The organism is Arthrobacter sp. MMS24-T111 (assembly GCF_054888995.1).
The window spans coordinates 1,660,553-1,684,550 of sequence record NZ_JBTZRO010000001.1 but is presented as its reverse complement, the minus strand read 5'-3'; the positions used below and the strand labels follow the sequence as shown (position 1 = coordinate 1,684,550).

Annotated in this window: 24 protein-coding genes, 1 pseudogene and 1 riboswitch; of the genes and pseudogenes, 6 read left to right on the top strand and 19 right to left on the bottom strand. The window is 65.7% G+C overall.

Going from position 1 to position 23,998, the window contains the following annotated elements:
- Nucleotides 1-31 precede the first annotated feature (31 nt).
- Both ACX5I6_RS07880 and ACX5I6_RS07875 read right to left on the bottom strand, forming a co-directional pair.
- Nucleotides 32-3,072: pseudogene (locus tag ACX5I6_RS07880) on the bottom strand (S8 family serine peptidase).
- A 337-nt stretch (nucleotides 3,073-3,409) separates the two neighbouring features.
- Nucleotides 3,410-3,595, bottom strand: a complete 186-nt coding sequence (locus ACX5I6_RS07875) for a hypothetical protein (RefSeq protein WP_461840090.1) — start codon at nucleotides 3,593-3,595, stop codon at nucleotides 3,410-3,412.
- Nucleotides 3,596-3,840: 245 nt separating this feature from the next.
- On the opposite strand from ACX5I6_RS07875, the gene purS reads away from it, so the two are divergent.
- From purS to purL, 3 genes are read left to right on the top strand one after another with little or no spacing between them, the layout of a single operon-like run.
- Nucleotides 3,841-4,092 carry a phosphoribosylformylglycinamidine synthase subunit PurS gene (gene purS / locus ACX5I6_RS07870; RefSeq protein WP_015935902.1) on the top strand — a complete coding sequence of 84 codons (252 nt, stop codon included), beginning with the start codon at nucleotides 3,841-3,843 and terminating at the stop codon, nucleotides 4,090-4,092.
- A 1-nt stretch (nucleotide 4,093) separates the two neighbouring features.
- Nucleotides 4,094-4,879 carry a phosphoribosylformylglycinamidine synthase subunit PurQ gene (gene purQ, locus ACX5I6_RS07865; RefSeq protein ID WP_461840089.1) on the top strand — a complete coding sequence of 262 codons (786 nt, stop codon included), beginning with the start codon at nucleotides 4,094-4,096 and terminating at the stop codon, nucleotides 4,877-4,879.
- Nucleotides 4,876-7,185: a phosphoribosylformylglycinamidine synthase subunit PurL gene (purL, locus tag ACX5I6_RS07860; protein WP_461840088.1), complete on the top strand. Its 2,310-nt coding sequence runs from the start codon at nucleotides 4,876-4,878 to the stop codon at nucleotides 7,183-7,185. Before purQ ends, purL begins: the two co-directional genes overlap by 4 nt.
- Before the next feature lie 74 nt (nucleotides 7,186-7,259).
- On the opposite strand, the gene ACX5I6_RS07855 is transcribed toward purL, so the two are convergent.
- From ACX5I6_RS07855 to ACX5I6_RS07840, 4 genes are read right to left on the bottom strand one after another with little or no spacing between them, the layout of a single operon-like run.
- Nucleotides 7,260-7,553, bottom strand: a complete 294-nt coding sequence (locus tag ACX5I6_RS07855; RefSeq protein WP_461840087.1) for a DUF503 domain-containing protein — start codon at nucleotides 7,551-7,553, stop codon at nucleotides 7,260-7,262.
- 19 nt (nucleotides 7,554-7,572) lie between these two features.
- On the bottom strand, nucleotides 7,573-7,890 hold the full coding sequence (locus ACX5I6_RS07850; RefSeq protein WP_461840086.1) for a putative quinol monooxygenase: 318 nt from the start codon (nucleotides 7,888-7,890) through the stop codon (nucleotides 7,573-7,575).
- Nucleotides 7,887-8,441, bottom strand: a complete 555-nt coding sequence (locus tag ACX5I6_RS07845; RefSeq protein ID WP_461840085.1) for a DUF1990 family protein — start codon at nucleotides 8,439-8,441, stop codon at nucleotides 7,887-7,889. Before ACX5I6_RS07845 ends, ACX5I6_RS07850 begins: the two co-directional genes overlap by 4 nt.
- The gene (locus ACX5I6_RS07840) at nucleotides 8,434-8,847 is read right to left on the bottom strand and encodes an MmcQ/YjbR family DNA-binding protein (protein ID WP_461840084.1); all 414 of its coding nucleotides are present in this window, start codon (nucleotides 8,845-8,847) and stop codon (nucleotides 8,434-8,436) included. The genes ACX5I6_RS07845 and ACX5I6_RS07840 overlap by 8 nt, the downstream gene beginning before the upstream one ends.
- Nucleotides 8,848-8,892: 45 nt before the next feature.
- Between ACX5I6_RS07840 and ACX5I6_RS07835 the strand changes: the two genes are divergently transcribed.
- A complete protein-coding gene (locus ACX5I6_RS07835; protein WP_461840083.1) occupies nucleotides 8,893-9,921 on the top strand; it encodes an isopenicillin N synthase family dioxygenase in 1,029 nt (342 codons plus the stop codon).
- Here ACX5I6_RS07835 and ACX5I6_RS07830 read toward each other — a convergent pair.
- The 10 genes from ACX5I6_RS07830 to ACX5I6_RS07785 all read right to left on the bottom strand — a co-directional run bounded on the left by ACX5I6_RS07830 (nucleotide 9,918) and on the right by ACX5I6_RS07785 (nucleotide 19,259).
- A complete protein-coding gene (locus ACX5I6_RS07830) occupies nucleotides 9,918-10,343 on the bottom strand; it encodes a CoA-binding protein (RefSeq protein ID WP_461840082.1) in 426 nt (141 codons plus the stop codon). The two genes, ACX5I6_RS07835 and ACX5I6_RS07830, sit on opposite strands and share 4 nt — an antisense overlap.
- A gap of 62 nt (nucleotides 10,344-10,405) precedes the next feature.
- Nucleotides 10,406-11,305: a hypothetical protein gene (locus tag ACX5I6_RS07825; RefSeq protein ID WP_461840081.1), complete on the bottom strand. Its 900-nt coding sequence runs from the start codon at nucleotides 11,303-11,305 to the stop codon at nucleotides 10,406-10,408.
- Entirely contained in the window at nucleotides 11,302-11,853 is a 552-nt protein-coding gene (locus ACX5I6_RS07820) for an RNA polymerase sigma factor (protein ID WP_461840080.1), read from the bottom strand. Before ACX5I6_RS07820 ends, ACX5I6_RS07825 begins: the two co-directional genes overlap by 4 nt.
- A gap of 273 nt (nucleotides 11,854-12,126) precedes the next feature.
- The gene (locus ACX5I6_RS07815) at nucleotides 12,127-12,495 is read right to left on the bottom strand and encodes a DUF1508 domain-containing protein (protein WP_461840079.1); all 369 of its coding nucleotides are present in this window, start codon (nucleotides 12,493-12,495) and stop codon (nucleotides 12,127-12,129) included.
- 258 nt (nucleotides 12,496-12,753) lie between these two features.
- Nucleotides 12,754-14,043, bottom strand: coding sequence for an adenylosuccinate synthase (locus tag ACX5I6_RS07810; protein WP_285247304.1), 1,290 nt, complete (start codon nucleotides 14,041-14,043; stop codon nucleotides 12,754-12,756).
- Between the two features lie 229 nt (nucleotides 14,044-14,272).
- Nucleotides 14,273-15,358: a M14 family zinc carboxypeptidase gene (locus ACX5I6_RS07805; protein WP_461840078.1), complete on the bottom strand. Its 1,086-nt coding sequence runs from the start codon at nucleotides 15,356-15,358 to the stop codon at nucleotides 14,273-14,275.
- 170 nt (nucleotides 15,359-15,528) lie between these two features.
- Complete coding sequence (locus ACX5I6_RS07800) at nucleotides 15,529-17,196, bottom strand: choice-of-anchor G family protein (protein WP_461840077.1); 1,668 nt, start codon at nucleotides 17,194-17,196, stop codon at nucleotides 15,529-15,531.
- Nucleotides 17,193-17,909 carry a hypothetical protein gene (locus ACX5I6_RS07795; protein ID WP_461840076.1) on the bottom strand — a complete coding sequence of 239 codons (717 nt, stop codon included), beginning with the start codon at nucleotides 17,907-17,909 and terminating at the stop codon, nucleotides 17,193-17,195. The genes ACX5I6_RS07800 and ACX5I6_RS07795 overlap by 4 nt, the downstream gene beginning before the upstream one ends.
- Nucleotides 17,910-17,922: 13 nt before the next feature.
- Nucleotides 17,923-18,543, bottom strand: a complete 621-nt coding sequence (locus ACX5I6_RS07790; RefSeq protein WP_461840075.1) for a signal peptidase I — start codon at nucleotides 18,541-18,543, stop codon at nucleotides 17,923-17,925.
- 8 nt (nucleotides 18,544-18,551) lie between these two features.
- Nucleotides 18,552-19,259: a SipW-dependent-type signal peptide-containing protein gene (locus ACX5I6_RS07785; protein ID WP_461840074.1), complete on the bottom strand. Its 708-nt coding sequence runs from the start codon at nucleotides 19,257-19,259 to the stop codon at nucleotides 18,552-18,554.
- 256 nt (nucleotides 19,260-19,515) lie between these two features.
- A riboswitch (SAM riboswitch) is annotated at nucleotides 19,516-19,620 on the top strand.
- A 13-nt stretch (nucleotides 19,621-19,633) separates the two neighbouring features.
- Between ACX5I6_RS07785 and ACX5I6_RS07780 the strand changes: the two genes are divergently transcribed.
- Complete coding sequence (locus ACX5I6_RS07780) at nucleotides 19,634-20,842, top strand: cobalamin-independent methionine synthase II family protein (RefSeq protein WP_461840073.1); 1,209 nt, start codon at nucleotides 19,634-19,636, stop codon at nucleotides 20,840-20,842.
- A 211-nt stretch (nucleotides 20,843-21,053) separates the two neighbouring features.
- Nucleotides 21,054-21,686 (top strand): uracil-DNA glycosylase family protein, encoded by a 633-nt coding sequence (locus ACX5I6_RS07775; protein ID WP_285247298.1) that lies wholly within the window; start codon nucleotides 21,054-21,056, stop codon nucleotides 21,684-21,686.
- 81 nt (nucleotides 21,687-21,767) lie between these two features.
- Here ACX5I6_RS07775 and ACX5I6_RS07770 read toward each other — a convergent pair whose 3' ends face one another.
- The 3 genes from ACX5I6_RS07770 to ACX5I6_RS07760 form a co-directional block, all read right to left on the bottom strand.
- Entirely contained in the window at nucleotides 21,768-22,187 is a 420-nt protein-coding gene (locus ACX5I6_RS07770) for a DUF3151 domain-containing protein (RefSeq protein ID WP_387454532.1), read from the bottom strand.
- The gene (fbaA, locus tag ACX5I6_RS07765) at nucleotides 22,188-23,207 is read right to left on the bottom strand and encodes a class II fructose-bisphosphate aldolase (RefSeq protein ID WP_109045859.1); all 1,020 of its coding nucleotides are present in this window, start codon (nucleotides 23,205-23,207) and stop codon (nucleotides 22,188-22,190) included.
- A 122-nt stretch (nucleotides 23,208-23,329) separates the two neighbouring features.
- Nucleotides 23,330-23,986 carry a TrmH family RNA methyltransferase gene (locus ACX5I6_RS07760; protein ID WP_461840072.1) on the bottom strand — a complete coding sequence of 219 codons (657 nt, stop codon included), beginning with the start codon at nucleotides 23,984-23,986 and terminating at the stop codon, nucleotides 23,330-23,332.
- Nucleotides 23,987-23,998: the final 12 nt, after the last annotated feature.

Sequence of the window (23,998 nt, the reverse complement as noted above, 5' to 3'; positions counted from 1 at the left end):
TCCGGGACCTTCCCCCATGCTTACGTGATGGTCAGGCTCCGGGTACTGCCTGCGCAATGCCCATCTGGGGCGCGCCGGCCGGAGCCGGGGCAGAACCGGAACCCACCTGCACGTTTACCCAGGTCTTGATGCCGTTGCTGCCCAGGCTCAGCCGCGAAAGGTATTGCCCAACACCCAGGCCGGTCCAGTTCAGCGTGGCCGAGGTGGCCGTCCCGTTGGGTGCCACGATCGGGTTGGGGTTGACGGTCAGGTTGCCGGCGTCGCCCGCAAAACTCACCGCCTGGACCGAGGCCGTGGCCGGCCCGTTGTCCGGGGTGGCGTACAGGTTGGCCACCACGTAATAGGTGCCGGGCCGGGGCGATTCCAGGTCAAGGAACTCGCTCGCCGAGGCCGTCGCCACCTGGGTGGCCGTCAAGCCGCCCGAACCGTTGGGCGCGTACACCACCATGTCCCAGTCGACGTCGTTCGACTGCGCCTGGATGCCCAGCCGCGCGAAGGTGGAGCCAGCGGGAACCTGCACTTGGACCAGGGCATTGTGGGCATCATTCGTAGGTGCGTAGGCGCCCGGGGTCTTGGTGATCGCGGTCTGGTTCAGTGGCGCCAGGCCTTCCACGCCGACGGCGATCGGGCTGTCCGAGCCCGACACCAACTCCATGGAGCCGCTGCCCGTGCCCGTGGCCGAGCTGAACGAGAACGACGGAGCGATCTGGGCGTCGACCGGGCGGATGGCAATCGGCGATGTGACGGTGCGCGGCCCCTTCCAGGTGAGGCTTCCGGTGCTGAATTTGCCGACCGGTGCGCTGACGTTCCGGATGGTCAGTGTGACTTCACGCGTTTGTCCGGCTTTGGCGAAGTTCAGCGCCTTGGGTTCGACATTGACGTTGAAACCCGGCATGTTCACCTCGGGCCGGTACATGCCCGGTACCAGGGCCGTCAGCTTGCGCTTGACCTGGACCTCACCCACCAGGCTGCCCAAGGCGACCGACGGGAGGTTGAGGTCGCGGGCAGCGATGGAGCCGGCCTGCGGGGCCCCGGTATCGACGCCTTGTCCGTTCAGGAAACCAAGCCAGTCCCGGATGCCGGAGTCGTAAACGAGGCCGGGATCGAGGACCCGGGTGGAGTCGATGTGGCCGGCGCCGCCCTGGAACGGATCCGTGTTGGGCGAACCATCCGCGTTGACCAGCGGGTAGGCGGTGGTCATCATGGCCGACTTCACCATGGCGGGTGACCATTTCGGTTGCTTGCCGAGCACCAAGGCGCCGAAGCCCGCAATGTGCGGCGCGGCCATGGAGGTACCGGACATGAATCCGAACTGGTCGCCATGGTTGCCGATCGTGGAGACGCCGGCAAGGACGTTCACGCCCGGGGCCGAGATATCAGGCTTGAGCAGGTCGCCGCCTGAGGCGACGGTGGGTCCGCGGGACGAGAAGCCCGCGATCTGGGGCGCCGGCGCCGAGGGAAGTCCGGTCAGGTCACCCTTGACCAGGCTAACCGTCAGTGCCGTGTTTGCCTGCAGCTTGGACTTCAGTTCCAAGCTCTTGGGTGCGTTGACGTGGACGGTGGGAATGACATGGTTGTCGGCGTCCTCGGAGCTGCTGGTGAGATTCACCAGGATCATGCCAAGACCGCCCTTGTCCAGGACTTCCTTGCTCTTGGCTGTCCGGTCCACCACTCCGCGGTCGCAGACCACCACTTTGCCGGCCACCTTGGCGGGGTCCAGGGTTCCGGGCCCGCACAGGTTGGCGTTTTCCGCTCCGGGAGCAGCGGCAGCAGCGGCCACCACGACGGGCTTGTCCGCAACCTCGGATTTCATGATGGAAGCGCCGCGGTACAGCGAGCCGTCGGAAACCTTGACCGTTCCCACCAGGTCGCTGGGGAAGGTGGAGGCGGCCACGGTGGTCAGCCATGGTGAGGCATGGTTCACGGTGGAGGCTGTCGGGCCGGAGTTGCCGGCCGAGGCCGACACGAAGACGCCTGCGGCGGCTGCGTTAAGGAAGGCGAGCGCCACGGGATCAGTGGTGCTGTTGTTGTTGCCCGAAATTGAGTAGTTCAGGACGTCCACGCCGTCCTTGATGGCTGCGTCGACGGCCTCAACCGACGATGACGAGTAGCAGCCGCCGGTGTCCGGGTTGGTGTCCTCCCAGCAGACCTTGTAGACCGATACCTTGGCTGCCGGAGCCACGCCGGAGCTCTTTCCGAAGCTCGCTCCGTCGATGACCTGCTCGACGTTGGCGTTGCCAGCTGCCGTTGTTGCCGTATGGGTGCCGTGGCTGCCCACGTCCACGGGGGAAATCTGCTCCTCGGGGGCGCGGTCGCCGGGGGGTATGTACTGGAGGAAGGAGTCGGCGAAGTAGCGGGCGCCGATCACCTTGGAGTTGCAGAGCGAGCCGTCGAAGCCGGCACCGGTTCCCTGGCCTTTTTGGCATTCACCTTCAAAGGTGGTTCCGTCCGCCTTGAGCATGGCAATCTTGCCGTCGCCGGTGCGGTAGGGGACGCCCACCTGCGGGGTACCCTGCAGGGGCTGCAGGGGCTCGCCCTGGAGGAAGGGGTTGTCCGGGGCGTAGCCGGAATCGATCACGCCCACCACCACGCCCTTGCCGGCGTTGGCTTCACCCCCGAACTGCTTGGCCCAGGTCCCGTCCGGTCCAGTGAGTTTGAGGAAGTCGGTGCTGGTGTAATCGGGCTTGTTCTCGACGTCCGGCGCCACCACAAGCACACGCTTGTCCTTGGACAGTTCGGCCGCCTGGTGGGCGGTCAGCTCCGCGGTGAATCCGTTGAGGGCGGCGGTGTACTGCTTGGCCGGGGACACTCCCTGGGCTCCCGCAACGTCACGCTGCTGCTGGCGCAGGTGCGCGTCGTAGGCTTTGTAGTTTGGGCTGCCGGCATCCAGTTTGCGGCCTTGCTGCGGTTTGGTTGCGCCAAGCCCGGCGGCTCCCCCTCGTAGGCTGCTGCAGCCGGGCCGGCCAAGACCACGATGTACCGGCCGTCCTTGAACTGGCTGTCTTTCGCGGTGGCGGCGGCATTCCCGGGACTTTGGCTCCCCGGCGCCGCCGTGGCCGGCGTTACTGCCAGCGAGCTTATAAGGAGGGGCAACCCAACAGCCAGGGCGGCCGCCTTCCGAAGTCCCCAGCCCGCAAGGGGCTCTTTCCAGTTGATTTCACGCGCAACCCTTTCACGATGTACCGCCCAGACTTGGTGGGCGCCCCAGACGACTGGAACTGCAGAAGTAATTACAGATCTTGTAATTAGCTGAGACCAGACTGTTCACAGGGTACAGACTGAGAGCGAGATATGACATAGAGCACATTTTGGAAATTTTCGCTTGTCATATCCGTCCCGCCGGAACATTCGGGCATACAAAAAGGACGCCCCGAAGGGCGCCCCGGAGTTGCTGGGGAATTCCGCGCGGCTAGTGGCGGGGGGTCCGCACCACGTCGCTGATCCACTGCCTGGTCTTCTCGTCCAACGGGCCGGCGACCCGGGTTTCGCGGGCCATGCGGTCCGCCTTCACCTTCTGCAGCACCATCCTGCCCAGGCCGGCAAAAACGGCAGCGGCAACCATCGGCAACAGCAAGGACTTGGAATTTTGCGCCATCAACCAACCCTAGCGAACGCCCCACTGCAACTCCAGAAGCACATCCTTCGGGCCTCCACCCCGGTCCTCCCGGATCGGGGTCTGCTCCATGAACGTGCGGAATGCGGCGGCATGGGCCCGGGCCGGTAGAATAATAGGGCAAGCTCGCGGAGCGCCCGTCCACCATGTCCCCGACACCCCGGTACGGCGTGAGACGGCACCACTCCGCTGCGCCCTTAACCAAGCTCACGCACAGGAGTTGCCGGATGCCCCGGATCGTTGTTGACGTCATGCCCAAGCCCGAGATTCTGGACCCGCAGGGGAAGGCGATCGTTGGCGCTCTCCCCCGGCTGGGCTTCACCAGCTTCAGCTCTGTCCGCCAGGGCAAGCGCTTCGAACTGACGGTCGACGGCGAGGTGACGGAAGAGATCCTGGCCCAGGCCCGCGATGCCGCCGAGACCCTCCTGTCCAACCCTGTGATCGAGGACGTCGTCAACGTCGAGGTCGTCGAGGCCTGAGATGACTGAACTTCCCTTGATCGGCGAGGCAGTGGCCGTCGCCGCAGAGCCGCGCCTCGCCGGCGCCCGGATCGGCGTCGTGACTTTCCCCGGAACCCTTGACGACCGGGACGCCGCCCGGGCCGTGCGCCTGGCCGGCGCCACCGCCGTCGAACTCTGGCACGGCGACACGGAACTTGGCGACGTGGACGCAGTGGTCATCCCCGGCGGTTTCTCCTACGGCGATTACCTGCGCGCCGGCGCGATCGCCCGTTTCGCCCCGTTGATGTCAAAGATCATCGATGCCGCGAACAGCGACGCCAAGCTCCCCGTGCTGGGCATCTGCAACGGGTTCCAGATCCTGACCGAGTCGCACCTGCTGCCCGGCTCCATGATCAAGAACGACCACCTGAAGTTCCTCTGCCGCGACCAGGTGCTGCGCGTCGAGAACGCCAACACCGCGTGGACGCTGGACTACCAGGCGGGCCAGGAGATCACCATCCCGCTGAAGAACCAGGACGGCCAGTACATCGCGGACGAGAAGACCCTGGACGCCCTTGAGGCCGAGGGCCGCGTGGTGTTCCGCTACGTCGGCTTCAACCCGAACGGCTCCCGCCGCGACATCGCCGGTATCTCCAACGCCGCAGGCAACGTGGTGGGCCTCATGCCGCACCCGGAGCACGCCGTTGAGCCGGGCTTCGGCCCCGAGGCTGCGTTCTCCCGTGAGACGGGCATCGGCGGTTCCGACACCGACGGCCTCGGCTTCTTCACCTCCGTACTGAACAAGATTGTGGGAGGCGACAAGTGACCACCGAAACCACCAAGAAGTTCAACATCGACACCGTCGAGAACGCAGCCAAGACCCCGGACACCGAGCTGCCCTGGGCCGAACTCGGCCTGAAGCAGAACGAGTTCGACGAGATCGTCAAGGTCCTGGGCCGCCGCCCCACCGGCGCCGAACTGGCCATGTACTCCGTCATGTGGAGCGAGCACTGCTCCTACAAGTCCTCCAAGAACCACCTGCGCCAGTTCGGCCAGAAGGTCACCGAGGAAATGAAGAAGGACATGCTGGTGGGCATCGGCGAAAACGCCGGCGTGACCAACCTGGGGGACGGCTGGGCCGTGACCTTCAAGATCGAATCGCACAACTCGCCGTCGTTCGTTGAGCCCTACCAGGGCGCCGCGACCGGCATCGGCGGCATTGTCCGCGACATCATCTCCATGGGCGCCCGCCCCGTGGCCGTCATGGATCCGCTGCGGTTCGGCGCCATCGACCATCCGGACACCGCCCGCGTCATGCACGGCGCCGTGGCCGGCATCGGCGGCTACGGCAACTCCCTGGGCCTGCCGAACATCGGCGGCGAGATGGTGTTCGACTCCGTCTACCAGGGCAACCCGCTGGTCAACGCCCTGGCAGTGGGCGTCATGCGGCACGAGGACATCCGGCTGGCCAACGCCTCCGGCAAGGGCAACAAGGTGGTCCTGTTCGGTGCGCGCACCGGCGGCGACGGCATCGGCGGCGCCTCCGTGCTGGCCTCCGAGTCGTTCGATAACACCAAGCCCTCCAAGCGCCCGGCAGTCCAGGTGGGCGACCCGTTCGCGGAGAAGGTCCTGATCGAGTGCTGCCTCGAGCTCTTCAAGGGGTCCCTGGTGGAAGGCATCCAGGACCTCGGCGCCGCAGGCATCTCCTGCGCCACGTCGGAGCTGGCCTCCAACGGTGACGGCGGCATGCAGGTTGAGCTGACCTCCGTCCTGCTCCGCGACCCCACGCTGACCCCTGGCGAGATCCTGATGTCCGAGTCGCAGGAACGCATGATGGCCGTGGTCACTCCCGAGAACGTGGAAGCGTTCGAGGCCGTGATGGACAAGTGGGCTGTTGAGTATTCCTGGCTGGGCGAGGTGACCGACACCGGCCGCCTCATCATCACCTGGGAAGGCGACGTGATCGTCGACGTCGATCCCCGCACCGTGGCCCACGACGGCCCGGTCTACGACCGTCCGTTCGCCCGCCCGGAGTGGCAGGATGCCATCCAGGCCGACACCTTCACGGGCTCGGTCCAGGACGCCGGCCGTCCGGCCGCCCCTGCTGAGCTGGCCAAGGCCGTCACCGAACTCGTGGCATCGCCGAACATGTGCTCCAAGTCCTGGATCACCAACCAGTACGACCGGTACGTGGGTGGCAACACCGCCATGGCATTCCCCGATGACGCCGGCGTGGTCCGGGTGGACGAGGAATCAGGCCTGGGCGTGGCCCTGGCCACCGACGCCAACGGCCGCTACACCTACCTCGATCCGTACCACGGCGCGCAGCTGGCCCTGGCGGAGGCCTACCGCAACGTGGCCACTGCCGGCGCCATCCCGATGGCCGTCAGCGACTGCCTGAACTTCGGCTCCCCCGAGGACCCGGACGTCATGTGGCAGCTCGCCGAAGCGATCCGCGGCCTGTCCGACGCCTGCATGGTGCTGGGCATCCCGGTCACCGGCGGCAACGTCTCGCTGTACAACCAGACGGGCACCACGCCCATCCACCCCTCCCCCGTGGTCGCAGTCCTGGGCAAGCTCGACGACGTCGCACGCCGCACGCCGTCAGGCTGGCGCGAAGACGGCCAGGCCATCTACCTGCTGGGCACCACGGGCGCCGAGCTGGATGGTTCCGAGTGGGCGAACATGCGCGGCCACCTGGGCGGCCAGCCGCCGAAGGTGGACCTCGAGGCCGAACGCGCACTGGGTGAAATCCTGATCAACGCGTCCCGCGACGGCATGATCGACTCCGCGCACGACCTCTCCGAAGGCGGCCTCGCGGCTGCACTGGTGGAGTCCTCGCTGCGTTACGGCGTTGGCGCCCGGATCGCGCTGCAGGACGTCATGGACCGCGACGACGTGGACCTGTTCACGGCGCTCTTCTCCGAGTCGCAGGGCCGCGCCGTGGTGGGCGTTCCGCGCTCCGAGGAAGTCCGTTTCACCGACATGTGCACCGCCCGCGGCTTTGCCCACACCCGCATCGGCGTGGTGGATGCGGCCAGCGGCACCCTGGACATCAATGGCGTGGAGAGCCTGTCCCTGGATGACCTCCGCGAAGCCCACGAGGGGACGCTGCCGAAGTACTTCGGCTAGGCCCCACAAAACGCGGACGGACACTCAAGCCCATAGAGAGGGTTTTGGGTGTCCGTCCGCATTTAAGGACCGGTTCAGTCCTCGCTGTGGAGCTCCCGCTGGCGGGCGCTGAGCAGCTCAATCTCCGGCAGGCCTGCCACGAAGCGCTCGACGGCGGCAAGCACCTCCACCAGGTGCGCCCGGTCAGCAGAAACCAAGCCGACGCCCAGCTGCGTGCGCCGGTACTGGGCGTGGTCACCCACCTCAGCCACCGAGACATCGAACCGGCGCCTCAGTTCAGCCAGCAGCGGCCTGACAACCGAGCGCTTCTCCTTGAGGCTGTGGACCGGCCCCAGCAGTATGTCGAACTCGATCCAACCGATCCACATGGATTCATGCTATCGAGGGTCAGATGGTGAGTTCACCCATCAGGTCCCAGCCTTCGCCGTCGAACTGGCGGCTGACGATTTTCGGTGTTTCCACCAGGGCCTGCGGCATGTCCGCCATGGCCTTCTTGAAATGCTCGCTGTTGACGTGGTCGCCTGCAGCGTCGTCCTTGAAGGCTTCCACCAGGACGTATTCGTTGGGGTCCTCCAAGCTGCGGGACCAGTCAAACCACAGGTTGCCCGGCTCCTGCCGGGTGGCCTGGGTGAAGTCCGCAACGAGGTCCGGCCAGCGTTCAGACCATTCGGGCTTGACCTTGAACTTGACGACGATAAAGATCACTGGGATGTTCCTTCCGCGGCGAGAGAGCGTGCCCCTTCAATGTACCGGGAAGTAACGTGCCGCTGCGCCGCGCGGGTGACTGGTCCGCCGGCGGCGTAGAACCAGTTGGCCGGCTTGCTGAAGGCACGGATGCGAAGCCACACCTTCCCCTCCCCGTCAAGCTCCGCTTCGAAGGACTCCTCGCCACGGGCGGGGTGGCCGGGAAGCGTACCGTAGCCAAAGCCGGCCGATTGCGGCCCGTCCAGGTCCGAGGGTTCGTGGACCCACACCACCTGGCAGGGCGCATTGAGGCGAAAGGGCCCGACGCCGAATCCGCTCACCACGCGAACGCCGGGCGCCGCCCTTGGCGACCCCGCACGGACCCGCAGCCCGGCCCGCCGCTGCAGCTCCCAGCCCAGGATTCCATCCGCGACGTGCCGGTACACTTTGGTCCCGGAGCCAAGGTACGCCTCTTTGAGGACACGGCCATACCCGGCCGGTGCCGCACCCGTTTCAGTGCTGCCTATGCCGGGGTACTTCAGGCCACCCCCAGGCTGTCCCTCTTCAATCATCGCTTCCGGCCCTTTCGAGGCGCGCCCACCCCAGTTGCTCCTGCTGCTTCCGGCTCAGGCCGGCCACCACCAGGTCATAGGAGTCCTCCACCATGTCCCGGATCATCGCTGCCGGCAGGTTGCCATCAAGGCGCACCCCGTTCCAATGGGTCTTGTTCATATGCCACGCACCGGTAATCTCCGGGTGCACTGCGCGCAGCTGTACCGCCAGCGCCGGTTCACACTTCAGGCTCACCGAAAAGTCGCGCTCGTCCATGGTGGACAACGCGAACAACTTGGCCTCGTGCCGGGCACCCCCGGCGATGTGGGCCCGGACCTTGAAGACTGAGGTTTCCGGCCCGAACGGAAAATCCTCATATGCTCCCGGGAACGAAAGGCAGATCGTCCTCAGCTCAGTTGGGTCCATGAAGGAAGCCTATAAAGCCGGGCTGCTCGGTGCTAGTCTGCGAGCATGTCACACGACCAGGGCCCCATACCTGTTCTGGACCTGCATTCCGCACGGCAAGCGGACGGCTCTTTCAGCCCGGAATTCATCGAACAACTGCGGCACGCCACCCACAATGTCGGGTTCTTCCAAATCACGGGATACGGGGGCAGGCCAGGGCAGGCCGAACAGCTCCTGGACACCATCCGGCGCTTCTTCAACCTGCCGCTGGACGAACGGATGAAGCTGGACAACCGTTTGTCACCGCACTTCCGCGGCTACACGCGCATGGGTACCGAAGTCACCCAGGGGCGTGCGGACGCCCGGGAACAGATCGATTATTCGCCGGAACGCGAGCCCGTCACGGAGGTTCCGGCAGACCAGCCGTACTGGCTTTTACAGGGCCCCAACCTCTGGCCCGGAGAGGCGTTCCCCGAACTCCGGCCGGCCGCCATGGAGTGGGCCGCGCTGATGTCCGGTGTGGGCATGGAACTGCTCAGGGCCATTGCCGTCTCGCTGAAACTCCCCGAAGACTACTTCGACGAGCCTTTCCGCGATGCCCCCGCCTGGATGGGCAAGCTGGTGCATTATGTGGGCGGTGTGGTGGAAGCCGCCGGCGACCAGGGCGTGGGCTCGCATGCCGACTACGGCTTCGTCACCCTGTTGCTGCAGGACAACGTGGGCGGCCTTGAGGTGCTGCCGCCGGGTACCAGCCGCTGGCTGCCGGTGGAACCGCTGCCGGCGGCCCTGGTGGTGAACTTGGGCGAGATGCTGGAAGTAGCCACCGAGGGTTACCTTGCGGCCACCATCCACCGGGTCCAGGCGCCGCCTCCGGGCGTCGACCGCTACTCGGTACCGTTCTTCTGGTCGCCCCGGCTGGACGCGGTGATCCAGCCGGTCCCTCTGGCTCCGGAGCTTAAGGCCGCGGCACGGGGCATCACTGATGATCCCGCCAACCCCCTGTTGGCGTCCTTTGGCATGAACATGCTCAAAGGACGCATGCGCGCCCATCCGGACGTCACCGAACGGCACTATCCGGAGCTGATGAAGCGCTAGAGGTTGTACTTCCAGGCCAATTGGGCCGGGCAGGCGTTCATCACCACGTCCAGCCCTGCCGCCTTGGCGCGTTCCGCGGCGGCCTCGTCGATCACCCCCAGCTGCAGCCATACGGCTTTGGCGCCGGTGGCGATGGCCTGGTCCACCACGTCACCCACCCGCTGCGAGTTCACGAAGCAGTCCACGACGTCGATGGGCCGCTTTTCCGCCGGAATGTCGGCGAGGGTGCGGTACCCGGTCTCGCCATGGACAGGTTCGCCGGGCAGATTGACGGGGATGATGTCCATGCCGAGCTTGTCCCGGATGAACAGCGACGTATCGTAGGCGGCGCGCCACTCATTGGTGGTCAGGCCCACGATGGCCCACCGCCCTTTGGTGCGCATGAGGCGTTCAATGACTGCGGGATCGTTGGTGTGGCCCATGCGATCAGCCTACGCTGCACTTTCCGGAGACGTTGAGGCCAGGCAACGGCCGGGCCAGCGGACTACTTCGCCGGGGATTCAGCCTTCCGGCCGCTGCCCAGGCCCGGCGACTGGCCCACAGGTCCCGGCGCATCAGCCGACGTGGGCGTGACTGCACCGGGGCCGTCCTGGCCCTCTGCCGCGGCCTTCGCCGCGGGCGCGTCCGGCTTGCCTGCTGCCGGCGTCCCCGGAGGCGCGGCGTCTGCCGCCGGTGGTGCACCGCCGTCGTTCCGGCTGCGGCCGTTCCCGTCCGTCCCGCCTCCCGGCGTGGCGGGGAAAGCAGCCCAGGGCCGGGCCGGCACGCAGGCTCCCGGCCTGCCGCCGTCGTCGTGCGTGGAAGCTCCGCCGCAGCTTGGCACGCCCCCGCGGCCAGCAACTCCGGCAGCGTCGTCCAAGAAGCGGCTTGCGTGGCTTTTGCCGGGCGCGGCGGGTGAAGGTGACGAAACCGTGCCCGGGCCTTCGCCGTCGGCGGCGAGGACCGGGGACCGGTAGCCGCCTCCTGCGGCCGAAGCACTGGTGGCGGACGGCGCGCCCCACGGTGGAGGCCAGTCAGCCAGCACTTGCTGCACTGTTTCGTTGCCGGGTGCGGAGGAGCTGGCGGCCACCCCGCCAACCCCCAATCCCATTCCCGCCACCAGGACCAGGCCCAGGGCGGTGGGGCGGTGGCGCCGCCGCCGACGGCGCGCGAGGTCATCTGCGGGCTGCTCCCCGGCAGGAGGGTCTTCCAAGGCGCCTCCCGCCACGGGCGTGCCGGCGGCTGGCGCCAGCAAAGCTGCAAGCTCCGCACTGGGTGCCGGGGCGGGGAGCGAAGCCAGTGCACCGAGCGAAAGCAGGACGTCGCGAAGTTGCGGGTCATCGCCGCAGCCGGCGTCCCGGAGCAGGTCGTCGACAAGGGACACGAGGTTGCCGGATGGTGGTGTCATGGCGCGAGGTACTCCTTCACTGACGCCAGTTCCCGGAGTTTCAGCAGCGCACGGCGCTGGAGCTGCTTCACGGACCCGGGGCTCTTGTCCATGGCCTCCGCCGCCTGTTCCACGGTCAGGCCGGCCACGAGTCGAAGCGAGAGCGCTTCGCGCTGGTCTTGGGGCAGCCCGGACAGGAGTTCCAGGACCTCGCCGGGCGAGATGTTGCGCAGGGCTTCTTTTTCGGCGGAGGTGTCTTCGCGCTGGTCGAGCTCGGGCTCAAACGGCAGCTTTACCGGGTGACGGCTTTGGCGCCGGCGATCGTCCACCATACGGGCATGGGCAACGCTGAAGATGAAGGTCCGCAGCCCCGCTTCGCCTCCCCGCACGGTGTCGAGGCGGGGCAGGACGGAAAGGAACACTTCCTGCATGGCCGCCTCCGGATCGTCGACTCCCCGGGCCGTAAGGTAGCCCAGGACTTGTGATGCGTACGTTTTGTAGACGAGGCTGAAGGCAGCAGGCCCGGGGACGGCGTGGTCAGGGGCCGCATCTGTCTGTGCATCGGTCACTGACGTGGTGCTTTCAATCAAAAGGGCGTCGGCAAGGGAAGCGTCTCGCGTGGATCCGGAACGCTCCTCTTACTTTACCCTTCAGTAACCTCCCTGGCCGGCGATCGCCACGGGACGCCGCCCGTGCGGCGGCACTGCCAAGAGATCAAAAGAGCCGGCCTGGAACGTGATGGGGGACAGGTTCCAGACCGGCACTTCACAGGGGTAATCGCTGCGGACCGCGGGAGGGTTACGCCTGCACGGAAGTTTTTTTGGATTTTTTTCGGCCGGTCCTCAGCGGGCCGATGCGTTGGTCCAGCGCGGCGCGGCCTGCCTGCGCGGCGTTTTCGCCAGTGCATAGGCGTGCAGCCTCACCGGCAGCCGCTGGTCATCGCACGCAGGTACGACGACGGCGGGCAGGTCGCCGGAAACGGCGTCGGCGGCCGCAGCGGGTGCAGCGGCAGGACGGGAGACTGCCCCGGCGGGGCTGAGATCGGTCACCAGGCCAGTCCCCGCACATTCACGCACGGCCGCGATACCGGCAGCTACAGCCGCTTTGTCCTCGAAGCCTTGCGAGACGGCCATGACCGACCCGTCCGGCCCCAGGAGCCGGAACCTGTAGAGCAACTCCGGATCAAGAAAGACTTCAAAGTTCCCTGCCACGGCATGTCCTTCCGGTCTGGTGTTTTCGACCGGCGACGGCTCTTCGCTGGGTGCATCCCTGCACCGCCAAACGCATAGCGGGACCGTCCGCTGATCAGTTCAAATGGTGTTAACGAGTCTGGCCGCGGCGGCTGCAGGGGTACAAGACCCACTGCGTTAAGCCTGTGTAAATTACTGCCCACTCCGCCAAACACCAGCGGCGGCCCACCTGCAAGGGGTGGGCCGCCGCCGTCGTCTACCGTGTTCCGGAGGGACGTGTCAGTCGTTGATGAGGTCGTTCACCACGATGGTCTGGTCCCGGTCCGGACCAACGCCAATGGCGGAGAACCGGGTTCCGGAGAGCTTCTCCAGCGCCAGCACGTAGTTCCTGGCGTTTTCCGGGAGGTCCGCGAGGGTGCGGGCGCCGGTAATGTCCTCGGTCCAGCCGTCGAAGTATTCGAAGATGGGCTTGGCGTGGTGGAACTCGGTCTGCGTCATTGGCATCTCGTCGTGGCGGACCCCGTCCACGTCGTAGGCCACGCACACAGGGATCTGTTCGATGCCGGTGAGCACGTCCAGCTTGGTGACGAAGTAGTCCGTGAAGCCGTTTACGCGGGAGGCGTGGCGGGCCAGGACGGCGTCGTACCAGCCGCAGCGGCGCGGGCGGCCGGTATTGACGCCGAACTCACCGCCGGTCTTCTGCAGGTACATGCCCATCTCGTCGAAGAGCTCGGTGGGGAACGGTCCGGCGCCTACGCGGGTGGTGTAGGCCTTGATGATGCCGATGGAGCGCGAGATGCGGGTGGGCCCGATGCCGGAGCCGACGGACGCGCCGCCGGCGGTCGGGTTGGAGGAGGTCACGAACGGGTAGGTGCCGTGGTCCACGTCCAGGAACGTGGCCTGGCCGCCCTCCATGAGGACCACCTTGCCCTCATCCAGGGCGGTGTTGAGGACCAGTGTGCTGTCGATGACCAGCGGGCGGAGGCGGTCGGCAAAGGACAGGAAGTACTCAACGATCTCGTCCACCACCACGCCTCGGCGGTTGTAAACCTTGACCAGGAGTTCGTTCTTCTGGCGCAGCGAGCCTTCCACCTTCTGGCGGAGGATGGATTCGTCAAAGACGTCCTGGACACGGATGCCCAGCCTGGCCACCTTGTCCATGTAGGCGGGGCCAATGCCGCGGCCGGTGGTTCCGATGGCGCGGCTGCCGAGGAAACGTTCGGTCACTTTGTCCAGCACCTGGTGGTAGGGGGCCACCAGGTGGGCGTTGGCGGAGACGCGGAGCCGCGAGGTATCGGCGCCGCGGGCCTGGAGTCCGTCGATCTCTTGGAAAAGGGCTTCGAGGTTCACCACGCAGCCATTGCCGATGATGGGGACCGCGTTGGGGCTGAGAATGCCTGCGGGCAGCAGTTTGAGTTCGTACTTTTCACCGCCTACGACGACGGTGTGCCCGGCGTTGTTGCCGCCGTTGGGCTTGACGACGTAGTCAACACGGCCGCCCAGAAGGTCGGTGGCCTTGCCTTTTCCTTCGTCGCCCCACTGGGCTCCTACGATCACAATTGCTGGCATGGGATCCTCCCCCATTCGTTCGGGCTGCCCGGGGCCGGCCGCGGGGAGCGGACCTGCGCAGCGCCGTTCATGAGAATGCCCCGAACAGACCGGCCTTCGCCGCACCGCGGGGCGGCGAAGCGATGCAAGAGTTCCGGGGCTCTTACCACCCAAGTTTAGCGGATCAGGCACTTTGTCCACTCGATGGGCCCGCCGCAGCCCCGCAAGGGACTACGGCGGGCCTGGCCCCTTACTCGTCCTCGGCTTCCCCGGCCGGCCGGGACGTCTGTTCGGCGAGAGTGTCCCAGAAGGAGGTGTCGGCGTCGGCAATGGAACCGTCCGCGATCGCCGCGGCGGTAGAGGTCAGGGTGGTGACCGTCTGCTTGATCAGGTAGCCGTTACTCCGCTGCCCCAGCGCGTAACCATCCAGGTAATGGTCGGACATGCCGCGCATCTCGAAAAGCAGGGTGGCAATTCCGTATTCCACGGAGATTCCGTTGCGGCTGATGGTCTCCGCACTGCCGCCCTGGTACTTGCCCAGGTGGCCCCAGCCGGTGGAGTCCACGTTGTTGAAAACCACGGCACCAAGCCGCTTGGACTTTTCAACAACGGCGGGATCGGCGTTGGGGGTGGTGGGGTACAGGATGGATCCGGATACCAGCTTTCCGTCCCGCTCGGCCCGCGTTCCCTGGTGGTGCAGGTCGATCATGTAGTCGATCCGGTACTTGCTCATCACGTTGTTGTGCAGCGCCTGGGTTTCCGGCTGGATTTTGGCCACGTGGTCGCGGTTGAGGTCGACTCCCTCGGCGTTGTACCGGGTCAGGTTGCGGTCTCCCTTGGCGAGGTAGTTGTCCAGCGGGAAGTTCACGTCCCCCATGGCGCCGTCCGCGTTGAGCATGGGCAGCACCAGGATGTTCACGCCCTTGAGGATGTCCGCGGACTTCCCCGTCCCCAGGTGCTTGATGAACTCCATGGCGCCCTCGGTGGTGAGCTGTTCGTTGCCGTGCTGCTGGGTCAGGTACAGGATGGTGGGCTTGGCCGGATCCGAGATGTACTTGGCCAGATGGATGTCGCGGCCCTTGACTGTTTGGCCGATCACTTCCAGCTCCATGGCCGGCTGCTTGGCGTCCTGGTCCTCCAGGAAGGAAACCATCTGGCTGTAGGTCGCCAGCTTGCTGGTGGTGATCTGGCCGTTGCCGCCGTAGTTGGGGCCTTCGCCAACCGCCAGGGCAGGCGCGGGTGCGGCGACGACAGCGAGCGACAGGGCGCCTGCTGCCGCAAGGGCCTTGAAAGCAGCCAGGGATTTCTTCACGTGCGGTACCTCTTTCGAGTGCATTGAGTGGGTCCAGCCGCCATGTCCCCCATCGCGGGCTGTGACAAAATCCAAGCAATAATGTGAAATTCTGTCAATTTATTTGACGGCTTGTATTTAATACCGGAATGTACCGCACGCCAACGCTCATAACGGTTGGAAAGTCGAGAAAGTTCCCATGCTGGAGTAGACGATTATGACGGTCGATAATTAATCGGTCCGGCGGCAGAAGTACCCAGGTAAAGACTCAAAAGTCCGGGATGATTAATCAGGCCAACGCGGACGGCAGAAACTTTATATTCACCGGCTCGCGCTGAGACGTCGCCTGGTTTTACGCCCTGCCACGGCTTGTCAGGCTGGACGTTGACGTGGATGGAAACAAGGGAGCCGAACGCCGTCACGACAGTTCCGGCATCGGTAAGCGCGCCTGCGACGATTGGGGCCAGCGTTGCCTCCAGAGTGGACACCACCGTGTCCAGTGGCACCGCAACGGAGTTGGTGACGGCAGACACAACCCCGTTCACCAGCAGTGACGTCAACGGTGAGCTTAGGTTTAGCCCCAAGGGAATGACGGTTGGTTGAACGGTTCCTGCCCTGAATTGCCCCACGCTTCCGGCGATCTCAATCCTGGTGCTGCCCAACGAAACGCCAGTGAGCGGGACCTCAACGCTCGCCGTGACAGTCGCAGACACGATCACGGCATCAACAGCCGTCCGCAGGCGCGTGGTGATCTGTGCCAGGAGAGCCCGCGCATCCGCCTGCAATTGCGTTATGTCCGCCTCCGTCAGGAACACCGGCGTGTTAGGGTCCCGCCCGCTAGCGAGCGTTTCCTTTCCCGGAAGCTTGGCCAGATCCACGTTGAGGCGGCCCGTACCAAGGTTGAGAGTGATAGCACCTCGTGCCTGGGGTTGGGTAAGCACCTTCCGGACTTCATCGAGATTCATGGCTCCCACGTCGGCCGATGTGGTGGTCTTAACCAGGCCCAGAGGCGCCAGCGCGTTCTGAACGGCTTGACCCAGTGCACTGATGAGGTTTTGCTGCAGGACCTGCGGTGTGGGCATGCTGCCGAGCGCGGCGTTCGTGGTGCTAATGATTGATTCGGCAGCAGGCACATTCGTGCCCAGGTTCAGGCTGGCGACACCGTACTCCCGCGTGACGGCAGGGTTTGCCGCCAGCGTAGGCCAGCCGTTGACCAGGTCGCATCCCTGGACGGACGCGGACGACGCCACAGCACCTACGTCCAGTGACACTCCGGCCAGTGACGCAGGAACAAGATTGTCCAGCCTGACGGTGGCCGACTGGGGTGCGGTGGCAGCTCCGGTGGCCGTTCCGCCCACGTCCACAGCGCCGGACTGGTCGGTGACCAGTCCGGCGGCGGCGCGGGATTGTCCACTGTCCTGCGCCTGCGCCCACTGCGTGTACGTGCCCAGGCCTCCTACCGGAACGCCGAGGCCCAGGCCCACGGTCACAGGGTTGGTCCCCAGGGCCGTGACAGGCAGCTTGCTGATAAAGGCGTCCGGAATCCCCGTCACCGGAGTAGCCGACAGCGGCTGCGGCGACGCTGCGCCGCCGGCGTTGGTGACGGTGAGGCCTTCAACTCCCGCGATGGAATTGAGGTCCGTTCCCAGTACCCTGCCGGAAAGCTGGGTTGCGGACGCCTGGCCGCTGAAAAGGGTGTTGGTGGAACAGTCCCCCGGGGAACCAACGCCGACAGAACCGCCGGCCCATTCGTTGTCCACCCATGCCGCCGTGGTGACGGTGGTGGTCGCCACCAGGGAGACTGCGGCCGCTGCCGCTATGGCAACGGATGTCAGTGGGTTCCTTGCCCCGCGTCGCAGCAGGTTCCCGCGCGCGGTCTTCACGATGCCTCCCCCCTCCGGGTCATGTTCCGGCGGACTGCAGCCACCACCGCTGCGCCGAGGAGCAACAGGCCGCCGCCGGCCAACAGCCCCTGCACTACCGCTGCCCCGGTATTGGCCAACGGTGCGGGCGGCCGCTGGCCGGACGGGACCACGGCGTGGTCGTTCCCGGCAGCGGTGACCCCAATACCCAGCGTCAGCGCGGTGTCCGGCGGGTCCTGCGAATCCGCGGGCCGGGACAAGACAAATCGAAGGTAGGGCGAGGATCCGATGCGCAGATCACGCAAGGGAACCAGCACATCCTGGCGATGTTCAACGAGCGTTACCGGCGCTATCCGCGGCGTGGAGCCGATGGGGCAACGCAGGTCCCCGCCCAAGCCGCTGCTTCCCTGCCACGGGACATCGCATTCGTCCACGGACACAACGTAGGTGTCCGTACCGGCGATCTCACCGTCGGCGGTGACCTGCAGGGTGGACTCGCTGCTGGGCTGGTCCAGCGAAATGCCTATTTGCCAACTGAACGATTCCCCCGCTGACAGCCCCGGCAGTGTCAGTGGATAGACCGACGAGGAAAGCGACAGGAAGCCGGCCGCCCCCGTCTCCGGTACCGGAATCAGCTGCTCGTCCGCCACGGCTGCGCCAGGCGCAGCGCCCACCAGCAAAACCGCGACAACCCCCGCGGCCCGTACGACGTCCCTGGTGCTGGGTCCCGCCATGTCATCTACGACCTTACTGTTGTGGTTTAGCCCCGGTGGCGCAGATCTCTGCCTGGACCGCGGCCCGGCGCCGCGGCCAGTAGGCCCACGTGACCAGTGCTGCCACCGCCAGGGTTGCCGCGCCCAGGAACTCCGGCCCCCGGGAGGCCATGATCCAGGTTCCCAACCCGGGAACCGTGAAGAGCACCTTCTGCGCCGTGGCCACCTCGTAGGGCAACGGATCATCCGAAGTGTTGGCGTCGCCGCGGAGCCTTAGCGACGCTGTGGCCCCCTCCACACTGGGCGGGTCAACTGCCACCACGCGGTGGGTCACCAGAGCGGTCGCCGCTTCCCGGCGGACCGACACGACGTCGCCCGGGACGAGATCCTTGGCGGTGACCTGCACGGTCAGGGACAGCGCACCGACTGGATAGAGCGGCTCCATCGATCCCGTACGGAAGACGACGAAGGACGCCTTGAAGAAGAAGCCCAGGACCAGGACCAGGATGCACGCCAGCCCCAACAGGGCAACGACGGTGAGCAAAGCTTCGCGGAATCCCCTGGCCACACGGAGGGCAGCCGGCCGGGCCCGGGGTTCGGACGCCAATCCCGGCAACCGGAACCCGGGCTTGCGCCGGGACGCTGTCTGCCTCATCGGAGGGGTTATGGCAGGCCCACTGTGCTTGAGAACTTCCAGAGCGGGACGGTCTTCTGCCCCTGCAGGGATGACGGGGCATCCGTGGGGAGGGTCAGCGCGAAGCAGATGTCCACTGCGGAACCGGCGGTGACGTTGTCGCCCTTGGGCAGGCTGATATTGGTCGCTGCCCCGGGGATGGAGATGGCGCTAAGGAGTGAACCCGCAGGAATGATATTTGCATTCTGCACGGACCCGAATCCTGCAGCGTTGCATGAAGACTTCGGCACGCCCTGCTTGGCTTCGTACCTCAGGGCCGAGTAGAGCTGGGACGAGTTGGTGACGGCGTCAATGGGAGTGGATTGCGCGGTTTCAGTCAAGCTGGCTACCAGGGCTTCGGATCCGGCCACCGCCCGCAGCTGCATCGGTGCGTAAACGGTGCTGCCCGGCACCAGGTTGTCCGCATTGACGCTGAACGTCAAAGCGCCGCCGTTCCGGTCCGGCTGGTCACTCCATGCTGCTGTTCCACCGGTGCCTGTCCACGTGTTTTGCTGCATCTGGTACACCTTGGTCCCCGGGCCACCGCCGTTGTCGCTCTGGCCGAAGACCCACTCGTTGTCCGTCCACGCCGCGAGAGTGAAGGCCGCGCCGATCCCCAAGACAAGGCCGCCGGCAAGAATAGCGCGGACTCTATTAGCCTTTTGCGAGCGCGGCTTAGCGCTGGCTGATCCAACCATAATTTCCCCCAAATTAGAATTAAACCCCGAACGGTAAGACCGGGACACGGGTATGGGGGATTATCGGTATTTCCCCCAAAAGACCGATGTTTCTAGATCACCATCACTTACTAATTAAAGTCAAGTCGGTGTATTAAATGTTATCAAGTACCGCTTTCTCTCGGCGGAATCGTGCGGACGAGCTCCGACTGACGCTGCCGCGCCACAATATGAAACCGATTTGCCCCGCCGCCACGCTGTCGCTTTAGGTAAGAGAGGACCATCCGGAGCGGCCGAGAGACCTGGCTCAATGACGCCGCAGCAACCACGGTCCGGCAGGAAAGCTGCCGCCCGAAGGTGCTACTGCCAGGACCGATGGAAAGGAAGATTCCAGCATGCCGCTCAACACCGACCACATTCGCTCCACCCACGCCGGGTCCTTGCCCCGCACCGACGAACTCATCGCGGCCAACACCACAAAGGAATCCGACGGGATCACCCCGGCGTTCCTGGAGCTCCTGGAAGACTCCGTTGTGGGCGTGGTCCAGCGCCAGAAGGACTTGGGCATCGATATCCCCAACGACGGCGAGTACGGGCACACGATGTCCAACTCCGTTGACTACGGAGCCTGGTGGAACTACTCCTTTGCCCGGCTCGGCGGCCTGGAGCCGACCACCGTGGACCGGTGGGCGGAAGCCGCAGTCCGGCGGTCCTCCCCCGGAAACGTTGTCCTGACGTCCTTCCCCGACCGGAGGGACCGGCAGGCGTTCAACGAGGCGTACAGCGATCCTTCCTCCGGGATCCTGGCGCACCGAAAGAGCGTGTCCCAGCCCAAGATCGCCGGGCCCCTGACATATACCGGCCATGACCTGGTGGCCTCGGACATCAGGAACCTGAAGACCGGGCTCGCCGCGGCCGGCCTCAGCGAAGGATTCGTGGCGTCCCTGTCCCCCGGTTCCTGCGCCCGCGTTGCCAATGAGTACTACAAGAGCGATGAGGAACTCGTCTACGCCTGCGCCGACGCGATGCGCGAGGAATACAAGGCCATCATCGACGCCGGCCTGACGGTCCAGCTCGACGATCCGTCCCTGGCCGAGAGCTGGGACCAGATCAACCCGGAGCCGTCGCTGGAGGACTACCTGAAGTTCATCCAGCTGCGCGTCGAGGCCACCAACTGGGCCTTGCGGGACCTTCCGCAGGAACAGATCCGGCTGCACGTTTGCTGGGGCTCCTGGCATGGTCCGCACACTACGGACATCCCCTTCGCCGACATTATCGGCTCAGTGCTGCAGGTCAACGCCGGCGCCTACTCCTTCGAGGCGGCCAACGTCCGCCACGAGCACGAATGGCGGGTCTGGGAGGACACCGCCCTTCCTGAAGGCAAAGTCATCATCCCCGGCGTCGTCTCCCACGCCACCAATGTGGTGGAACACCCGGACCTGGTGGCGGACCGGATTGTCCGCTTCGCCAAGCTGGTGGGACGCGAGAACGTCATCGCCTCCACCGACTGCGGCCTGGGCGGCCGGGTGCATCCGCAAATCGCATTCGCCAAGCTGGAGGCTCTTGGCGAGGGCGCCCGCCGCGCCACCAAGCGCCTCTGGTAGTTATCCGCCCCTTCCGGGAATGACCGCCGGTCCACTGCGCCATGAATGAGGTGCGCTGGACCGGCGTTTCGTTTCTCCGGGCTTGGTAAACTGGCAAAGGTCGACCCGGAATCGGCCCACCCCAACTAACCACCGTTGATGAGCTGCGCCACCGTGCGCCCATTTTCGGCGGTGGACGCAACATCAATCCCCGCAGGAGAACCAGCCCTTCATGACCGCACTGGCCCCCGAAACATTCCACGAACAGCTCATGAGCCGCCGCTACGAGCCCAGCGTTGCCGCTGTCAACGAGCTGTGCGATTCCCTGCAGGACGCCAAGCCCGGAACCGTGGTGCCCTATGTGGACCCCATGCACGATGTTGAGGAATGCCGCATCATCAGCCTGTACTCCAACATTGGCGAGATGGACCAGTCCGGTTTCATCACTGCCGGTGACCAGGACGCCGCGACCCGCATGCTGGGCATCCAGTGGAAGCTTGGCCTGCGCCCGGAATTCGTGATGCCCTGGAACGTCCACCCGTGGCACGTCCCGGGCGAGGCCAACGGTAAATTCACCCCGGACCAGGTGCAGGCGGGCCTGAAGCCGCTGCTGAAGTTCCTTGCCCTCGTCCCCCGCGCCTCCGTGATCGTGGCGCACGGCACCGAGGCAAACCGCCTGGCCAACCTGCTGCTGAAGACCGAAGTACCGCTGCTGTGGCGCCGCGGCCTCAAGACCTACAAGGTCCGCTCCCTGAGTGGCCGCGCCTTCGCCGGTTCACCGGCCCGCCAGGAGGAGTTCCTCGCGGACATGCATACGGCCTACGCCGATGCCATGGCACGCACCGGCATCGCCAACCAGGCCTAGGGTTTCGCCAGGCTCAACCATCGACGACGGCAGGTCACCTTCGCTGGGAAGGTAACCTGCCGTCGTCGTAATTATTCGAATCTAGCCCTCGATGGCTGCCTTCGCCGCGGGATCGGAGTCGTTCAGGAACTTCTCGATCCGCTCCGGCTCGTCAGCTTCCCCGATGGCCGACGAAGCCCTGCCCAGCGAGTAGAGCGCACGGAGGAACCCGCGGTTCGGCTCGTGCTCCCACGGGATGGGCCCGACGCCGCGCCAGCCGTTGCGGCGCAGCGCATCCAGTCCGCGGTGGTAGCCCACCCGGGCGTACGCGTAGGAGTCGATGGTGCGGCCCTCGGTCCACGCTTCCTCGGCCAGGATCGCCCACAACAGTGAGGACGTGGGGTGCTTTTCCACCAGGTCCAGGGCCTCGTGCCCGGCTTCCAGCTGCGCGTTGACCTCGGTTTCCGCAGGCAGGAGCGTGGGCTCGGGCCCCATCAGGTTCCTGCGGAACTCATCCGACATCTAGAACGTCTTTCCGGCCGAACCGAGCTGCTTGGTGGCTTCCACCACGCGGGCCGCCAGGCCGGCTTCGGCGGAAGCGCCCCAGACGCGGGGGTCGTAGGTCTTCTTGTTGCCCACTTCGCCGTCGACCTTCAGGACGCCGTCGTAGTTCTTGAACATGTGGTCCGCCACCGGGCGGGTGTAGGCGTACTGGGTGTCGGTGTCGATGTTCATCTTGATCACGCCGTAGGAGACGGCGTCGGCGATTTCCTGGTCCGAGGATCCCGAGCCGCCGTGGAACACGAGGTCGAACGGGTTGTCCTTGCCGATCTTCGCACCCACCTGGGCCTGGATGTCCTTGAGGATCTCCGGGCGCAGCTTGACGCCGCCGGGCTTGTACACGCCGTGGACGTTGCCGAAGGTCAGTGCGGTGATGTAGCGGCCGTTTTCGCCGGCGCCCAGGGCGTCGATGGTGGCCAGGGCGTCCTCGACCGTGGTGTAGAGCTTGTCGTTGATGGCGTTTTCGACGCCGTCTTCCTCGCCGCCGACCGTGCCGATCTCCACCTCGAGGATCATCTTTGCGGCAGCCGTGCGCTGGAGCAGGTCGCGGGCGATGCGCAAGTTCTCCTGCAGGGTTTCGGCAGAACCGTCCCACATGTGCGAGTTGAAGAGCGGGTTGCGGCCGGCCTTGACCTCGGCCTCGGAAGCCTCAAGCAGCGGCAGGACAAAGCCGTCCAGCTTGTCCTTGGGGCAGTGGTCCGTGTGCAGGGCGATGTTTACGTTGTAGTTCTTGGCAACTTCGCGGGCGAAGGCCGCGAAACCCAGGGAACCGGCAACCATGTCCTTGGTGGACGCGCCGGACCAATAGGCGGCGCCGCCGGTGGAGACCTGCACGATGCCGTCGGACTCCGCCTCCGCGAAGCCCCGCAGTGCCGCGTTCAGCGTCTGCGAGGACGTGACGTTGACGGCGGGGAAGGCGAATCCGCCCGCCTTCGCGCGGTCGATCATCTCGGCGTAGATCTCTGGGGTTGCAATGGGCATGCTGGCTCCTCTGCTGAGTTTCGTCTGTGGGTGGATGACCCTCAAGTAGACCGCTTACGGCTAGGCACCATCCTAGCCATTCCCGGGCAGGCCGGGTGTTTCGGGTCACGGGTTGGTAATACTCAGACGTGCTGGCCGAAGACGTGCCGGCGGACCCAGGCGTGCATGGCGATGGCGGCTGCGGAGGCGGCGTTGATGGACCGGGTGGAGCCAAACTGCTCGATGGACAGGGTGGCGACGGCTGCCTCGTGGACCTCCGGAGTCAGGCCAGGGCCTTCCTGGCCGAACACCAGCACGCAGTCCCGGGGCAGCGCGTAGGTTTCCAGCGGGACGGAGTCCGGGAAGATGTCGATCCCGATGATGGCGAGCCCCTCCCCCTGCGCCCACTGGACGAAGTCCTCCACGGTGGGGTGGTGGCGTACGTGCTGGTAGCGGTCGGTGACCATGGCACCGCGCCTGTTCCACCGCCGTCGGCCGATGATGTGGACCTCTTTGGCGAGGAAGGCGTTGGCGGTGCGCACCACCGTGCCGATATTGAGGTCGTGCTGCCAGTTTTCGATGGCCACGTGGAAGTTGTGCCGCCGCGAGTCCAGCTCCGCAACGATCGCCTCGTGTTTCCAGTAGCGGTACTTGTCCAGCACGTTGCGCCGGTCCCCGTCCGCCAGGAGGTCAGGGTCCCAGTGGTCGCCTTCCGGCCATTCGCCTTCCCAGGGCCCGACGCCGACCTCGGCCTTGGCGGGTTCGGCATCCCCGGGCTCGCGGTTGGGTTCGTCTGTCATCCCGGGCGTTTG

What these genes read in the sequence shown, in the direction of transcription:
- ACX5I6_RS07780 (WP_461840073.1), top strand. Translation starts at nt 19,634, where the DNA reads ATGCCGCTCAACACCGACCACATTCGCTCCACCCACGCCGGGTCCTTG.
- ACX5I6_RS07805 (WP_461840078.1), bottom strand. Translation starts at nt 15,358, where the DNA reads ATGCACTCGAAAGAGGTACCGCACGTGAAGAAATCCCTGGCTGCTTTC.
- ACX5I6_RS07760 (WP_461840072.1), bottom strand. Translation starts at nt 23,986, where the DNA reads ATGACAGACGAACCCAACCGCGAGCCCGGGGATGCCGAACCCGCCAAG.
- ACX5I6_RS07785 (WP_461840074.1), bottom strand. Translation starts at nt 19,259, where the DNA reads ATGGTTGGATCAGCCAGCGCTAAGCCGCGCTCGCAAAAGGCTAATAGA.
- ACX5I6_RS07875 (WP_461840090.1), bottom strand. Translation starts at nt 3,595, where the DNA reads ATGGCGCAAAATTCCAAGTCCTTGCTGTTGCCGATGGTTGCCGCTGCC.
- ACX5I6_RS07825 (WP_461840081.1), bottom strand. Translation starts at nt 11,305, where the DNA reads ATGACACCACCATCCGGCAACCTCGTGTCCCTTGTCGACGACCTGCTC.
- purQ (WP_461840089.1), top strand. Translation starts at nt 4,094, where the DNA reads ATGACTGAACTTCCCTTGATCGGCGAGGCAGTGGCCGTCGCCGCAGAG.
- ACX5I6_RS07810 (WP_285247304.1), bottom strand. Translation starts at nt 14,043, where the DNA reads ATGCCAGCAATTGTGATCGTAGGAGCCCAGTGGGGCGACGAAGGAAAA.
- fbaA (WP_109045859.1), bottom strand. Translation starts at nt 23,207, where the DNA reads ATGCCCATTGCAACCCCAGAGATCTACGCCGAGATGATCGACCGCGCG.
- ACX5I6_RS07835 (WP_461840083.1), top strand. Translation starts at nt 8,893, where the DNA reads ATGTCACACGACCAGGGCCCCATACCTGTTCTGGACCTGCATTCCGCA.
- ACX5I6_RS07830 (WP_461840082.1), bottom strand. Translation starts at nt 10,343, where the DNA reads ATGGGCCACACCAACGATCCCGCAGTCATTGAACGCCTCATGCGCACC.
- ACX5I6_RS07840 (WP_461840084.1), bottom strand. Translation starts at nt 8,847, where the DNA reads ATGGACCCAACTGAGCTGAGGACGATCTGCCTTTCGTTCCCGGGAGCA.
- ACX5I6_RS07845 (WP_461840085.1), bottom strand. Translation starts at nt 8,441, where the DNA reads ATGATTGAAGAGGGACAGCCTGGGGGTGGCCTGAAGTACCCCGGCATA.
- ACX5I6_RS07790 (WP_461840075.1), bottom strand. Translation starts at nt 18,543, where the DNA reads ATGAGGCAGACAGCGTCCCGGCGCAAGCCCGGGTTCCGGTTGCCGGGA.
- ACX5I6_RS07795 (WP_461840076.1), bottom strand. Translation starts at nt 17,909, where the DNA reads ATGGCGGGACCCAGCACCAGGGACGTCGTACGGGCCGCGGGGGTTGTC.
- purS (WP_015935902.1), top strand. Translation starts at nt 3,841, where the DNA reads ATGCCCCGGATCGTTGTTGACGTCATGCCCAAGCCCGAGATTCTGGAC.
- ACX5I6_RS07770 (WP_387454532.1), bottom strand. Translation starts at nt 22,187, where the DNA reads ATGTCGGATGAGTTCCGCAGGAACCTGATGGGGCCCGAGCCCACGCTC.
- ACX5I6_RS07855 (WP_461840087.1), bottom strand. Translation starts at nt 7,553, where the DNA reads ATGTGGATCGGTTGGATCGAGTTCGACATACTGCTGGGGCCGGTCCAC.
- ACX5I6_RS07775 (WP_285247298.1), top strand. Translation starts at nt 21,054, where the DNA reads ATGACCGCACTGGCCCCCGAAACATTCCACGAACAGCTCATGAGCCGC.